Here is a 14,419-nt window from a genome sequence, read left to right as displayed (position 1 = left end):
AAAATTGGCCCCACCCGAGGGTGGAGCCAATTTCTTGTCGGGGTAGCGGGATTCGAACCCACGACCTCCTCGTCCCGAACGAGGCGCGCTACCAAGCTGCGCCACACCCCGATGTCTTCGCGTTCTCACGTGAAGCAACCTGACAAGAATAGCCCATGTTCGGGCCTGCTCGTGTCACTCGTGTGGAACCTAGGCCGTGAGGGTCACGATCACGGCTTCGGGCCGGCACGAGAACCTGACGGGGGCGTAGATCGAGGTGCCCAGGCCGGCCGAGATCTCGAGGTGTGCGGTCTTGCGGGCGTGGCTCCAGGTCGTCAGGCCGCTGACCTTGCTGCGGGGCAGGTCGCAGTTGGTGACGAGGGCGCCGTAGCCGGGCACCTGGACCTGTCCGCCGTGCGTGTGACCGCCGAAGATGACGTCGGCACCGTTGTTGACGAACGAGTTGAGCACACGCTGGTACGGCGCGTGGGTGACGCCGATGCTGATGGGATCGGGCCCGCCGCGATCGTCCTGCCAACCCACGTTCTCGCGGAGGTCGTCGAGGGCGCCGGGGATGCGGTCGAGACGGTCCCAGCCGCGGTGGGCGTCGTTGACGCCGAACAGCTCGAGTCGCGAGCCCCGCAGCTCGAGCGCTCGTGCCCTGTTGTTCAGGTCGAGCCAACCGAGCTGGTCGGTGAAGAACGACTGCATCCGGTCGATGTCGAGGTCGACGGGTGCTCGGTGGGCCTTGCTCGGCCCGCCGAAGTAGGCCAGGGGGTTCTTGGGGGAGGGACCGTAGTAGTCGTTGGAACCGTTGACGAAGACCCCGGGTACGCCGCGGAAGGGTTCGAGCGCGTATTCGAGGGCGGTGTGGGCGTCCTCGTGGCCGATGTTGTCGCCGGTGTTGACGATCAGGTCGGGTTCGAGCACGGCGAGGCCGCGGACCCATTCCTGCTTCTCGGACTGCCAGGGGGCGAGGTGGAGGTCGGACAGGTGCAGGATCGTCAGCGTCCGGGAGCCGGGTTCGAGGACGGGCAACACTTCGTGTCGTACCGTGAACCGGTTGCGCTCGACGAAGACGCCCCAGGCGAGCGCTCCGAGGCCGACGGCCGCACCCGCTGCTGCGGTCACGGCCGTCGTCTGGAGGGCGCTCGGCCCTCCGGTGCTTCGTGGGCTCACGCGCAGTTGCCCGGGTCGTTGCCGTCCTTGTCGCCGTAGACCGTCAGCCCGATGGCCGAGTCCTTCGCGACGGACGTGTTGGCGGCGGGATTCGTGGAGGCGACCTGGCAGGCGTTCTTCCCGTCTCCGGGGGTGAATCCTGCGACGGACACCTTGGACGTGTCGAAGCCGGCTCCACCGATCGACTTCACCGCGTCGCCCACCTTCTGCCGCGTCACGTCGGGGACCGCTGCCGCACCGCTGCCGTCACTCGTGAAGACCTTCACGGTCGTGCCCTTCGACACGACGCTGCCGACGGCCGGGTCCGAGCCGATGACCTGACCGGCGGGCAGGGCCGAAGGCTGGGTGCCGCCGTCCTCGTAGGCCAGGGACACGCCTCTCAGCAGCGCCTGGGCTGCCGACGGGGTCGTGCCGGCCATGTCCGGGACGGCCACGCCGGAGCCGCGCAGCACGGCACCGGAGGCCTCACCGAAGGCGCCTCCCGGATACACGGTGTTGTTCACGCTCTGGACGGCCTTGAAGTACTGCACACGCGCCGTCGCGTAGCTCGTGGACCCGGCCAGGTTCGGCGAGTTGTACGACCGCAGGCTCTTCTTGGGACCGTCCGCGACTCCCTGCCACACGGCGGTGGCGATCTTCGACGTGGCGCCGATGATCCAGATCTGGTCCTTGAGGTCGGTCGTACCGGTCTTGCCGATCTCGGGGTAGCCGTCGGCCGGCAGACCGCCGACGCCGGTGCCGTTCCGCCACAGCCCCTGCATGGCCACCGCGGCGGCCGCGGCCACCTGCGGGTCGACGACCTGGCTGCACGACTGCGGCTGTCCGCCGAGGTCGACGCCCTTGTCGTCCTTGATGTTGTCCACGATGATCGGCGAGCAGTAGACGCCGCCCGCGGCGATCCCGGCGTAGGCGGTCGCCATGGTCAGCGGGGCGATCTCGTCGGCGGTGCCGAGGATCGACGACGCGTAGTCGTGCATCTCGCCTCCATCGGCGCGGTGCACCCCGAGCTTCTTGGCGACGCCGTTGATGTCGGCGATGTCGAGCTTCTCGGCCATGGCTGCGTAGGCCGTGTTCATCGACTTCGCCGTCGCGTCCGCGACGCTCATCTGGCCGGGCTGCTCACCCGCGTCGTTCTTGGGGGTGTACTTGTTGCCCCGGCTGCCGTCGATGGTCATGTTGAAGGTCCGCGGCTTGGCGTTGACGCTCTCGTAGATCCCGTGCCCCTGCTCGAGCCAGTCGATCAGGGTGAAAGGCTTGTAGGTCGAACCGGGTTGAAAGCCGATCGATCCGCCGTAGTCCCGGTCGGTGCTGTAGTTCACCGAGGTGAGGGTGCGGTCGGGACTCGACGTCTCGGAGAACGTGGTGTTCTGTGCCATCACGACGACGCGGCCGGTACCGGCCTCGACGGAGTCCACGACGCTGCCGAGCTGGAAGTTGCTCTCGGTGGCGGGAGCGTACTTGTCGACCTGCGCCTTGGCGTTCTCGTTGAGGTCGAGGTTAAGCGTCGTGTAGACGTCGTAGCCACCGGTGTTCCAGTTGGTCTGACGCTCCTCGGGGGTGGAGCCGAGGACGGCGAGGTCCTTGATGCTCTTCTTGACGTAGTCACAGAAGTAGGCGGCAGAGGGGACGGTGACCGCGCCGCAACCCTGCGAGGGAGCCGTCAGCACGACGTAGCTCTCGACGGGCGTGGCCAGCGAGGCGTCGGCCGTGGCCTGGTCGATGTCCTTCTCGGCGAGCATCGACTTGATGATGACGTCACGCCGGGCCTTGTTGGCCGGGTACTTCTCGGGCGTCGACATGTTGCGCGAGTCGGGGTACTGCACGATCGCGATGAGGCTGGCGGCCTCGGGCACCGTCAGCTCGGCGGCGCTCTTGTTGTAGTAGTGCTGTGCGGCGGCCTGCACACCGTAGGTCTGGTCGCCGAAGTAGGCGATGTTGAGATAGGCCAGCAAGATGTCGTCCTTGCTGTACTTCTTCTCGAGCCCGATCGCGAACTTCATCTCTTCGAGCTTGCGGTCGAGGGTCGTGGTGGTCGCCTCTTTGTAGGCGGCGTCCCGCTCGTCCGCGGTCGGCAGCTGCTGCGACTGCGCGATGCGGATGTTGCGCACGAGCTGCATCGTCAGGGTCGAGCCACCACCGCTCGCACCGAGCTCGCCGGCGCCCGCCGAACCGACGGCCGCTCGGACGAGGGACGTGACGTCGACGCCGCCGTGTTCGTAGAACCGGCGGTCCTCGCCGGCGACGACGGCGGTCTTCAGGTTCGGGCTGACCTCGTCCCACGAGAGCTCGACGCGGTTCTCGCTGTAGAGGGTCGCGAAGGGCACCTGCTGCCCGCCCTGGGTCGCGTACAGCGTGTTGCGCTGCTGCAGCTTGCCGATCTCGATGTACTCGGGGATCGACTCGAAGACCCCGATCGAACTCGAGGCCGTCATGCCGGCGACCGCGATGGCCGGCGTCACGCCGATGGTCACCAGGAGGCCGGCCAGGACGCTGAAGCCGACGAATCCGAAGAGTGCCCCGATGGCGGACGTGGGCTTCGATTTTTGGGCAGACATAGGATCAGGGTAAGCGACATCGCCGATTTTCAAGCTGAACGGAAGCCGAAATGGTCCTTTGGGAGTACACGACGACGCCCCTGTTGGTGCACAACAGCACGGCGATCCTCAACAACTGGGGTTCCGACGGGTGGGAACTCGTCCAGGTGACCCAGGGCCCCGAGGGTGGTCCCGTCGCGTGGCTCAAGCGCCCCCGGCAGGACGCCTGATGGCTCCCGTCGACGAGCGCTTGGCCGAGCTCGGTCTCGCCCTCCCGCCCGTCGCGGCGCCCGCGGGCTCGTACGTCCCGGCGCTCCGCACGGGGTCGCTCGTCTACACGGCGGGTCAGCTGCCCTTCGTCGACGGTCAGCTGCCGGCCACGGGCAAGGTGGGCGAAGGCCACGGCCTCGCCCGGCCCGCCGACGCCCAGGCGATGGCGGCGACCTGCGTGCTGAACGCCCTGGCCGCCGCGGGGACGGTCCTGGACTCGCTCGACGACGTCGTCCGCGTCGTGAAGCTGACCGGATTCGTCGCCTCCGATCCCGACTTCTCGGGCCAGCCCGGGGTGATCAACGGCGCCTCCGACCTCCTCGGGCAGATCTTCGGCGAGGCCGGGCGTCACGCCCGCAGCGCCGTGGGGGTCGCGGTGCTGCCGCTCGCCTCGCCCGTCGAGGCCGCGCTCGCCCCCGCGGTCCGCTGCCGCGCCTCCTCGTCCTGTCACGACGACGGCCCCTCCTCAGCGTGAGGAGGGGCCGTCGTCGTGCCGGGGTCAGCGCATCTCGGCGGCGATCACCGACATGACCGAGGTGTCCGCCAGCGTGGTCGTGTCGCCGACCCCGCGTCCCTCCGCCACGTCCCGCCGCAGGCGACGCATGATCTTCCCCGAGCGCGTCTTCGGCAGTCCGTCGACGAGCACGACGGGGCGCGGACGCGCGATCGCGCCGATCTGGTGGGCGACGTGCGCACGCGACGCGGCCACCGCCTCCTCGGGTGTCTGCATGGTCTTGGCCTTGTTCCGCAGGATGACGAAGGCCACGACCGCCTGACCGGTGGTCTCGTCGGCCGCGCCGACGACCGCGGACTCGGCGACGATCGGGTGCGACACGAGGGCCGATTCGATCTCGGCGGTCGACAGACGGTGCCCCGAGACGTTCATGACGTCGTCGACGCGGCCGAGCAGCCAGATGTCTCCGTCCTCGTCGCGGCGGGCGCCGTCTCCGGCGAAGTAGCGGTCGCCGAACCGGCTCCAGTACGTCTCGACGTAGCGGTCGGGATCGCCCCAGATGCCCCGCAGCATCGACGGCCAGGGTTCGGAGACGACCAGCAGGCCGCTCTCGCCGTTCGCCACGGGAGTGCCGTGGTCGTCGACCACGTCCACCGAGATGCCCGGCAGGGGGTTCTGGGCCGACCCGGGCTTGGTGGTCGTGACGCCGGGCAGCGGCGAGATCATCTGCGCACCCGTCTCGGTCTGCCACCACGTGTCGACGATGGGCGTGCGGCCCGCGCCGATCACCTCGCGGAACCACAGCCAGGCCTCCGGGTTGATCGGCTCGCCGACCGACCCGAGGAGGCGCAGCGACGTGAGGTCGCGGGCCCCCGGGATCTCCCTCCCGGACTTCATGAAGCCCCGGATGGCCGTCGGGGCGGTGTAGAAGATGGTCACGCCGTACTTCTCGACGAGGTCCCACCAGCGGCCCGGCTCGGGGAAGTCGGGGGTGCCCTCGTAGAGCACCTGCGTCGCACCGTTGGCGAGCGGGCCGTAGACGACGTAGCTGTGCCCGGTGATCCACCCGACGTCCGCCGTGCACCAGTAGACGTCGGTCTCGGGGTGCAGGTCGAAGACGACGGAGTGCGTGTAGGCGACCTGGGTGAGGTAACCGCCCGAGGTGTGCAGGATGCCCTTGGGCTTCCCGGTCGTGCCGCTCGTGTAGAGGATGAAGAGCGGGTGCTCGGCCTCGAAGGGTTCGGCGACGTGCTCACCGTCGACCGTCTCGATGGCGTCGTGCCACCAGACGTCGCGGCCGTCGGTCCAGTCGACGTCGTTGCCGCCTCGCCGGACGACGAGGACGTGTTCGACCGTGGAGTCGCCGTCCACCGCCAGGGCCCCGTCGACGGCGGCCTTGAGAGGGGAGACCGCCCCTTTGCGCCAGCCGCCGTCCGCCGTCACGACCAAGCGGGCGCCGGCGTCGTCGATGCGCGCCCGCAGGCTCTCGGCGCTGAAGCCGCCGAAGACGACCGAGTGCACGGCCCCGATCCGGGCCACGGCCAACATGGTCACCACGGCCTCGGGGATCTGCGGGAGGTAGACCACGACGCGGTCCCCGGCCCGCACGCCGAGCGACATCAGCAGGTTCGCCGCGCGCTTGACCTCGTGGGTCAGCTCGGCGTAGGTCAGCGAGCGGGCGTCGCCGGGCTCGCCTTCCCAGTGCAGCGCGACGCGATCACCGTGCCCGGCCTCGACGTGACGGTCCAGGCAGTTGTACGCGACGTTGAGCGTGCCGTCGGCGAACCACCGGGCGAAGGGTGCGTCCGACCAGTCGAGCGTCTCGGTGGGGACCTGCCCCCACGTGAGTCGTTCGCGGGCCTGGTCGCCCCAGAAGGCGAGGCGGTCGGCAGCGGCTCGTCCGGCGAGGTCGGAGCCGGCCACGGCCGTCCGGACGAAGGCGGCGGGCGGGGCGAAGGTGCGTCCTTCGGTGGGCTGGTCGTCGGTGCCGTCGAGCATCGCAAGTCCTCTCGCTTCGTTGCGTGAACCGCGGCACGGGGCCGCGCGGACGACCTTACTCCGGAGGCCGCGCCGGGCCAGGGCGGACGACACGCCTGACAGGAGAGCGCGGCGTGGTGTTCCCGGAGCGTTCTGGGGTACAGTGAACGAGTCGGATTCAATTCCGACGTGCGTCGCGCTGATTCCCCCCAATCGCCCGACGCACGTGGCGGCACCGGTTCCCCCCAACCGGTGCCGCCCCTCTCGTTAACCCGGTCGTCGCCCGGGTGGTCGGTCGACTCGTCCCCAACGGTGGCGACGGGCGATCCGTCCCCACGGTGCTCTACCGATCTGTCTGTTCCGGTCGGGCCCTGCTTACGGTCGAGACCATGTCCCACGCGCCTCAGGTCGGCACCGCCCGTCACCCGTCCCTCACCCTCGATCACCCTCCCTCCCGCTTCGCCCTGCCTCCCGTGGCGGCGCTCGGTACGGGCCGGGGTACAGAATCTCGATTCGGGGTACAAGGAAGGCTCACCCGACACGAGCGTTCCGCGTTCGGACCCTTGGGGCGCCTCCTCGACGATCCGGCCGTCACCGACGTCTTCGTGACCGGCGGCGTGGGCGTCTGGGTCGATCGCGGCGACGGGGCCGAGCCCGAGACGAGCCTCCACCTCTCGGAGGCCTCGGCGCGGCAGGTGGCCGTCCGACTGGTCTCGCTCGGGGGACGCCACGTCGACGAGTCGAGTCCCTGCGTCGACGTGCGCCTGGGCGACGGTCTCCGGGTGCACGTCGTCCTGCCTCCGTTGGCGGTCTCGGGGACGGCTCTCTCGATCCGCGTGCCGTGGGCCGAGGCGATGTCGCTCGTCGACCTGGATCGGCGCGGGTTCTTCCCGGCGGGAGCCCTCGAGACGGTGAACGGCTGCGTGGAGCGACGGGCCCACGGCCTGGTCAGCGGGTCGGGCGGGGCCGGCAAGACGACGTTCCTCGCCGCGCTGTTGTCCGAGGCCCCCGGCTCCGACCGCATCGTGACCATCGAGGACGTCGCCGAGTTGCGACCCCGTCATCCTCACGTGGTGGCACTCGAGACGCGTCAGCCCAACCTCGAGGGAGCTGGCGGGGGCGATCTGTCCCGTCTCGTCCGTGAGGCGCTGCGGATGCGACCCGACCGTCTCGTGGTCGGCGAGGTCCGGGGGCGGGAGATCCGCGACCTGCTCTCGGCCCTGAACACCGGGCACGACGGAGGCGCGGGCACCGTCCACGCCAACGGTCTCGACGACGTCCCCGCACGGCTCGAGGCGCTCGGGGCGCTCGCGGGACTGGGGGTGGACGCGCTCGCCCGACATGCCGTCAGCGCGATCGACGCGGTGTTCCACCTCGAGAGACGAGGTGGCCACCGGAGGCTCGCCGAGATCGGCCACCTCGCCGTGACGCCCGACGGGCGATTGATCGCTCGGGCGGGATCACGAGGGTGAGCGGCGGCCCGGGTCCCGGACGTCTGGGCACCGGACGCTTCGAGCCCGGGCGCCCGCGGACGAGGCGGGCCCCACCCCCCCCGCCCGCCGCCCGGGTCGACCGCGCCGCCGCCCGCGGCGGGGCCGGGCTCGCGCCCGCCCGCGCCTGGGGCCGCGTCGGCGCGGTCGAACCCCCGGGGGTCGTCCGACGGCTGGCCGAGGCGGTCGCGCTCGACGGCGGCGACGGCGTCGCGGTCTCCACCAGCCTCGTGTCGTGGCTCGACACCCGACCCTTCGAGGATGCCGTGGACTCCGACGGGCACGACCGCACGTGGAGACAGGTCGCCTGCGCCTGGCGCGTGGCCGAGACGAGCGGTGCACCGATGGCCGACTGCCTCCACTCCCTCGTGTCGGCCCTCCGGGCGGCCGACGAGGCCCGCCGCGACGTCCAGGTGGCCTTGAGCGGACCACGGGCGACGGCGAACGTGGTCCTCGCCCTCCCGCCCGTGGGCCTCCTCTTCTCCTCGGGGCTGGGCTTCGACACCGGCGCGGTGCTCGTCGGCACCCCGATCGGATGGGCGTGCGTCGGCGTCGCGGGGTGTCTCGTGGTCGTGGCGCGTCGGTGGAACGCCCGACTCGTCCGTCGTGCCCTGCCGTCGTCGAGGGTGCCGGGGTTGCGCCCCGAGCTCCTCGCCGTGGCGCTGTCCGGGGGAGCCTCGTGGTCGTCCGGCCTCGCCGCCGTCGACGAGGCGGTCGCCTCGTGCGGGCTCGAGGCCGTCGTGCCCGGGCCACGGGGAGCCGCGGGCTCGGTCGACGAGACCGCCGACCGGGTCGAGCGGCGTCGGTGCGAGGCGGTCCTCGACCTGTCCCGTCGTGCCGGGGCGCCGGCGGGGTTGCTCCTGCGCTCCGAGGCCCGAGAGCTGCGACTGGAGGCCCGCACGGCAGCGCAGACCGCTGCGGGGCGGCTCGGGGTCACCCTGATGCTGCCGCTCGGCGTGTGCATCCTGCCGGCGTTCCTGGTCATCGGCGTCGTCCCGCTGGTGGTGTCACTCGTGTCGTCCACAGCGGGCTCGTGGTGACCGGCCGTCCCCAGCAGAGGACGACGGCGGTGGGCCGTCCGCGCAATGCCGCCAGGCTCGGATCGTCACCGGAGAGGTGCCGACACCCACGAGAGGAACATCATGACCGTTGCCGCGACCCCTTCGCCCGCCGTCCCCACGACGAGCGCTCCGTCCTCCACCTGCCGTACCTCGGCCGCGTGCCGCCTCGCCTCCGTCGCCCGTCGCGTCGTCCGGGCCGACGACGGTGCGGCCACGGCCGAGTACGCCATCGTGATCATGGCCGCGGTGGGCTTCGCCGGCCTGCTCGTCACCATCATGAGGTCGGACGAGGTCCGGGGCATCCTGTCCGACCTGGTCCGGTCGGCCCTGTCGGTCGGATGATCGCCGTCGCGACGCCCAGGGTCCGTGGGTGCCTCGTCCGTCTGGTCCGTCGTGTCGACGGTGAGAGGGGAAGCGCGACGGTCGAGTTCGCGATGACGATGCCCGCCGTGATCCTGGTCGTCGCGTTCGTCGTCGCGAGTCTGGGTGTCACCTCGCAGTCGGTCCGCCTCGCGGACGCCGCGGCCGTGGTGGCACGACAGACCGCCCGGGGCGATCGCGGCTCGGTCGGGGCGACCCTGGAGAGGCTCGCGCCGGGAGCCGCGATGTCCGAGTCCGTCGGCGCCGACCTCGTCTGCGTCGACCTCCGCCGGGAGGTGCGGGTCGGCCCCGTCGGCGAGGTCACGTTGACCTCCCGCAGCTGCGCACCGACGGCCGGGCGATGACCGTCCGCCACGTGCTGGCGAGCGACCGCGGCAGCTCGAGCGTCCTGTCGGCCGCCGGGCTCGTGACGATCACGGTCCTCGCCGTCGCGCTCGTCGGATCGCACTCAGCCCTCGCCATCCGGTCGCGCACGGCCGGGGCGGCCGACGCCCGGCGCTCGCGGCCGCCGACGCCCTGTCGGGGGCCGTCGTCGGCGCCGTCTGCGACCGGGCCGCCGCGACCGCGGAGGCGAACGGCGTCGCGCTCTCGGCCTGCGTCGTCACCGGCGCGGAGGTCACCGTAGAGGTCTCGACGGCCCTCGGTCCCCTCGCCGTCAGGGCCCGGGCGACGGCCGGTTCGCCGCCCCCGACGGCCCCGCCCCGGGGTGGCGGTCCGTGAAGAGGGCCCGGGCGTCGGGTGTGTATGGTGTGGCTGTCGGCTGCACGGCTCCCGACGTTCCTCGGGGTCGGTGGGAGCGATCGAGCACCCCGTCCTCGCCCTGCAGCCCCTCGCCCGGTCCGTCGGACCGGGTCGCCGCACCACCACCCAAGGAGTCCCGTGCCAGGCACGAAGAAACTGGTCATCGTCGAGTCGCCCGCCAAGGCCAAGACGATCGGGCAGTACCTCGGCGACGGATACGAGGTGCTGGCCTCCGTCGGCCACATCCGCGACCTCGTCGAGCCCAAGAACCTCCCGGCCGAGCTGAAGAAGGGGTCGATGGGCAAGTTCTCCGTCGACGTCGAGAACGGATTCGAGCCCTACTACGTCGTCTCGGACGCCAAGAAGAAGACGGTCTCCGACCTCAAGCGCGCCTTGAAGAACGCCGACGAGCTCTACCTCGCGACAGACGAGGACCGCGAAGGCGAGGCCATCGCGTGGCACCTCCTGCAAGAACTCAAGCCCAAGGTGCCGGTCAAGCGCATGGTGTTCCACGAGATCACCAAGGACGCCATCCAGAAGGCGCAAGAGAACACGCGTGACCTCGACACCGCCCTCGTCGACGCGCAAGAAACCCGCCGCATCCTCGACCGCCTCTACGGCTACGAGGTCTCGCCCGTGCTGTGGCGCAAGGTCGGACCGGGGCTGTCCGCCGGCCGCGTCCAGTCGGCCGCGACGCGTCTCGTCGTGGACCGCGAACGCGAACGCCTCGCGTTCGTCTCCGCGTCGTACTGGGACCTCACCGCGACCTTCGAGCCCGTCGCGGCCGAGGGCGAGGCGAAGGTCGCCTTCGGGTCGCGCCTCGTCCGAGTCAACGGGGGACGCGTCGCCGCCGGGCGCGACTTCGACGACCGGGGTCGGCTGAAGGGCGAGGCCGTCGCGCTCGACGAGGCCGCGTCGCGTGCGCTCGCCGAGGCGTTGAGTTCCTCCGACGTCGAGATCGTCGTCGGCTCGGTCGACTCGAAGCCCCACACCCGTCGTCCGGCTGCTCCCTTCACGACGTCGACCCTCCAGCAGGAGGCGGCGCGCAAGCTGCGGTTCTCCGCCCGGCAGACCATGAGCGTCGCGCAGTCGCTCTACGAGAACGGCCACATCACCTACATGCGCACCGATTCGCCGGCGCTGTCCCAGCAGGCGATCGGTGCGGCGCGCAGCCAGGCCGCCAAGCTCTACGGGTCCGACACGGTCCCCGACAAGCCGCGGCTGTACACGGGCAAGAGCAAGAACGCCCAAGAGGCGCACGAGGCCATCCGGCCCTCGGGCGACACCTTCAAGACGCCGTCCGAGATGCAGAACGTCCTGCGGGGCAACGACTGGAAGCTCTACGACCTCATCTGGAAGCGCACGGTCGCCTCGCAGATGGCGGACGCCAAGGGATCGACCGCGTCGGTCGTCGTGTCGGCGACGACCTCGGGGACGGTCGAGGGCATCGCTCCCCGCGCCGCCACCGGGACGCTCGCCGAGTTCGCCGCATCCGGCACGGTCATCACGTTCCGCGGGTTCCTCAACGCCTACGAAGAGGGTCGCGACGAGGACCGCCACGGCACGGCCGAACCCGCCGAGGCCAAGCTGCCCCCACTGACCGCCGGTCAGGCACTCGGCCTCGACGAGGTCGAGGCGAAGGGGCACGACACGTCGGCACCGCCGCGCTACACCGAGGCGAGCCTGGTCAAGACCCTCGAAGAGCTCGGCATCGGACGCCCCTCGACCTACGCCGCCATCATGTCGACGATCGTCGACCGTGGCTACGTCACGCCGCGCGGCACGGCCCTCGTCCCGAACTGGATCGCGTTCTCGGTGGTCCGTCTGCTCGAGGACTATTTCGCCGACCTCGTCGAGTACGACTTCACGGCCAGCATGGAGGACGACCTCGACCTCATCGCCGGCGGCGACGCCGACCGCGTGGACTGGTTGAACGGTTTCTACTTCGGCAACGAGTCGCACCGTGGTCTCCGCAAGGTCATCGACAACCTGGGCGAGATCGACGCGCGCGACATCAACTCCATCGTGCTCGCCGACGGCGTGACCCTGCGCATCGGTCGCTACGGTCCCTACCTCGAGGCGCCCGGCGACGACCCCGAGACCCCGCGTCGCGTGAACGTGCCCGAAGACCTCGCTCCCGACGAGTTGACCGCCGAGAAGGCGCGTGAGTTGATCGATGCCCCCGTCGTCGGCGACCGCGTGCTGGGGCTCAACCCCGAGACCGGCAAGGAGGTCATCGCCAAGGACGGCCGCTTCGGCCCGTACGTCACCGAGCGGACTCCCGAGTCGGCGACCGACGAGATCGTGGCCGACCCGGCGACCGGCGAGGTGACCGAGTCCGCGGCTGCCGCCACGACCACGACCGGGGCGAAGAAGGCTCCGGCGAAGAAAGCCCCTGCCAAGAAGGCCGCCGCTCCGAAAGAACGCACGGCGTCGCTCTTCAAGAGCATGGGCGTCGACACGATCGACCTCGACACGGCCTTGCGGTTGCTCGACCTGCCCCGCACCGTCGGCACCGACCCCGAGAGCGGCGACGAGATCCAGGCCCAGAACGGGCGTTACGGCCCCTACCTCAAGAAGGGGACCGACACCCGGTCGCTGACGAGCGAGGACCAGATCTTCGAGATCGACCTGCCCGGGGCGCTCGAGCTCTACGCCCAGCCGAAGTACGGCGCCCGCAAGGCCAGCAGCGCCTTGAAGGAGTTCGAGGCCGACCCGGTCAGCGGCAAGCCCATCAAGGTGAAGGACGGGCGGTTCGGCGCTTACGTCACCGACGGCGAGACGAACGCCACCATCCCGCGCGGTGAGACGGTCGAAGAGGTCGACTTCGACCGCGCCGTCCAGCTGCTCGCCGACAAGCGGGCCAAGGGGCCGGCCAAGCCCAAGACGGCCGCCAAGAAGGCACCCGCGAAGAAGGCACCGGCGAAGAAGGCGACAACCACCAAGGCGCCGGCCAAGAAGGCGACGACCGCGAAGGCGTCGACCGCGAAGGCGACGACCGCGAAGGCGACGACCGCGAAGGCGTCGACGACGGCCGCCCGGAAGGCGCCGGCCAAGAAGGCTCCGGCGGCCGAGGCGGCGGCGGCGCCGGAGGCCACGGCCGAGTGACCGGCGCGGTCGGTCCCCGAGCCGAGGGCGCACGCTGACCATGCCCCTCTGGGAACACCTCACGGGTCAGCCCGATGCCATCGAGGCGTTGACCGCGGCGGCCTCCACGCAGCCCGGCAACGCCTCGATGACCCACTCGTGGCTCATCACCGGGCCGCCCGGCTCGGGCCGCTCGAACCTCGCCTACGCCTTCGCGGCCGCGTTGCTCTCACGAGAACCGGCCGACGAAGAGGCCACCCTCCGGCAGGTCGCCGCCAGGTCGCACCCCGACCTCGCGGTCCTGAGCACGGAGCGCATCATCATCACGATCGACGAGGTCCGGTCGCTGGTCGCGGCGAGCCAGTTCTCGCCGTCGGTGGGTCGCTACCGGGTGGTCGTCATCGAGGACGCCGACCGCATGACCGAACGCACCTCGAACCTCCTGCTCAAGGCGCTCGAAGAGCCGCCGCCGCGGACGGTCTGGCTGTTGTGCGCCCCGAGCGAGGCCGACCTCATCCCGACGATCCGCTCCCGCGTCCGCAGCGTGCGCCTCCGCATGCCCGCCGTGGGCGACGTCGCCGCGCTCCTCGAGGCCCGTGACGGCGTCGACCCCGAGATCGCGCTCGTGGCGGCCCGCGAGGCCCAGAGCCACATCGGCATGGCGCGGCGCCTGGCACTCGACACCTCGGCGAGGTCGCGACGTCGACAGACCCTCGAGACCGCCCTGGGCATCCGCAGCGTCTCGGACGCCGTCATCGCGGCGGCCACCCTGCTCGCGGTCGCCGGTGACGACGCGAAGGCGATCACGGAAGAGCGCGACGCCGAAGAACGGGCGAGTGCGTTGCGGTCGCTGGGCGTCGAACCGGGTGGCACCGTGCCTCCGGCCCTGCGCAGCCAGCTGCGTGCCCTCGAGGACGACCAGAAGCGCCGGGCGACCCGGAGCCTCCGCGACGGGATCGACCGCATCATGGTCGACCTCCTCTCGCTGTACCGCGACGTCCTGTTGCTGCAGCTCGGCGTCGACGAGCAGCCCATCAACGAGGCCATCCGGGCACAGCTCGACGCCGCGGCGGCCGCCTCCACCCCGGCCGCGACCCTGGCCGTGCTCGACGCGATCGCTCTGGCCCGCCGCCGCATCGAGGCCAACGTGTCGCCGGCCATGGCGCTCGAGGCCATGCTGGTCGTCGTCAGTCGTCACGCCACCCGCTGACCGGCGCGTGGCAGCGCCACGAGCACCGGGTCGGCGAGGTGGCCGTCCACCCCTTT

Annotated in this window: 11 protein-coding genes and 1 tRNA gene; 8 read left to right on the top strand and 4 right to left on the bottom strand. The window is 71.0% G+C overall.

Annotated elements, in window-relative coordinates; genetic code table 11:
* Window positions 1-37: 37 nt before the first annotated feature.
* The 3 genes from AEQ27_RS10905 to AEQ27_RS10895 form a co-directional block, all read right to left on the bottom strand.
* Window positions 38-111: transfer RNA gene (locus AEQ27_RS10905), tRNA-Pro, on the bottom strand.
* Between the two features lie 78 nt (window positions 112-189).
* A complete protein-coding gene (locus AEQ27_RS10900; protein WP_137846672.1) occupies window positions 190-1,110 on the bottom strand; it encodes a metallophosphoesterase in 921 nt (306 codons plus the stop codon).
* 44 nt (window positions 1,111-1,154) lie between these two features.
* Window positions 1,155-3,713 carry a transglycosylase domain-containing protein gene (locus AEQ27_RS10895; RefSeq protein WP_054146675.1) on the bottom strand — a complete coding sequence of 853 codons (2,559 nt, stop codon included), beginning with the start codon at window positions 3,711-3,713 and terminating at the stop codon, window positions 1,155-1,157.
* A 50-nt stretch (window positions 3,714-3,763) separates the two neighbouring features.
* Here AEQ27_RS10895 and AEQ27_RS18090 point away from each other — a divergent pair, with 50 nt between their 5' ends.
* Complete coding sequence (locus AEQ27_RS18090; protein WP_167599048.1) at window positions 3,764-3,922, top strand: hypothetical protein; 159 nt, start codon at window positions 3,764-3,766, stop codon at window positions 3,920-3,922.
* Window positions 3,922-4,437: a RidA family protein gene (locus AEQ27_RS10890; RefSeq protein WP_054146674.1), complete on the top strand. Its 516-nt coding sequence runs from the start codon at window positions 3,922-3,924 to the stop codon at window positions 4,435-4,437. Before AEQ27_RS18090 ends, AEQ27_RS10890 begins: the two co-directional genes overlap by 1 nt.
* Window positions 4,438-4,461: 24 nt before the next feature.
* Here the strand turns inward: AEQ27_RS10890 and acs are convergent, their stop codons facing one another.
* Window positions 4,462-6,414 carry an acetate--CoA ligase gene (gene acs, locus AEQ27_RS10885; protein WP_054146673.1) on the bottom strand — a complete coding sequence of 651 codons (1,953 nt, stop codon included), beginning with the start codon at window positions 6,412-6,414 and terminating at the stop codon, window positions 4,462-4,464.
* Between the two features lie 452 nt (window positions 6,415-6,866).
* Between acs and AEQ27_RS10880 the strand changes: the two genes are divergently transcribed.
* The 6 genes from AEQ27_RS10880 to AEQ27_RS10855 all read left to right on the top strand — a co-directional run bounded on the left by AEQ27_RS10880 (window position 6,867) and on the right by AEQ27_RS10855 (window position 14,363).
* A complete protein-coding gene (locus AEQ27_RS10880; protein ID WP_255349765.1) occupies window positions 6,867-7,865 on the top strand; it encodes a TadA family conjugal transfer-associated ATPase in 999 nt (332 codons plus the stop codon).
* Complete coding sequence (locus AEQ27_RS10875; RefSeq protein WP_054146671.1) at window positions 7,862-8,923, top strand: type II secretion system F family protein; 1,062 nt, start codon at window positions 7,862-7,864, stop codon at window positions 8,921-8,923. Before AEQ27_RS10880 ends, AEQ27_RS10875 begins: the two co-directional genes overlap by 4 nt.
* 102 nt (window positions 8,924-9,025) lie before the next feature.
* Window positions 9,026-9,286, top strand: coding sequence for a DUF4244 domain-containing protein (locus AEQ27_RS10870; protein WP_054146670.1), 261 nt, complete (start codon window positions 9,026-9,028; stop codon window positions 9,284-9,286).
* A gap of 92 nt (window positions 9,287-9,378) precedes the next feature.
* Window positions 9,379-9,669, top strand: coding sequence for a TadE family protein (locus tag AEQ27_RS10865; RefSeq protein WP_152970318.1), 291 nt, complete (start codon window positions 9,379-9,381; stop codon window positions 9,667-9,669).
* A gap of 535 nt (window positions 9,670-10,204) precedes the next feature.
* Window positions 10,205-13,174 carry a type I DNA topoisomerase gene (gene topA / locus AEQ27_RS10860; protein ID WP_054146668.1) on the top strand — a complete coding sequence of 990 codons (2,970 nt, stop codon included), beginning with the start codon at window positions 10,205-10,207 and terminating at the stop codon, window positions 13,172-13,174.
* Window positions 13,175-13,214: 40 nt separating this feature from the next.
* The gene (locus tag AEQ27_RS10855) at window positions 13,215-14,363 is read left to right on the top strand and encodes a DNA polymerase III subunit delta' (protein ID WP_054146667.1); all 1,149 of its coding nucleotides are present in this window, start codon (window positions 13,215-13,217) and stop codon (window positions 14,361-14,363) included.
* Window positions 14,364-14,419 lie beyond the last annotated feature (56 nt).

Origin of the sequence: Frigoribacterium sp. RIT-PI-h (assembly GCF_001297205.1) — a bacterium.
In the GTDB taxonomy this organism is placed as follows: domain Bacteria; phylum Actinomycetota; class Actinomycetes; order Actinomycetales; family Microbacteriaceae; genus Frigoribacterium.
The sequence above is the reverse complement of the archived record's forward strand: the minus strand, read 5'-3'. Positions and strand labels throughout refer to the sequence as shown.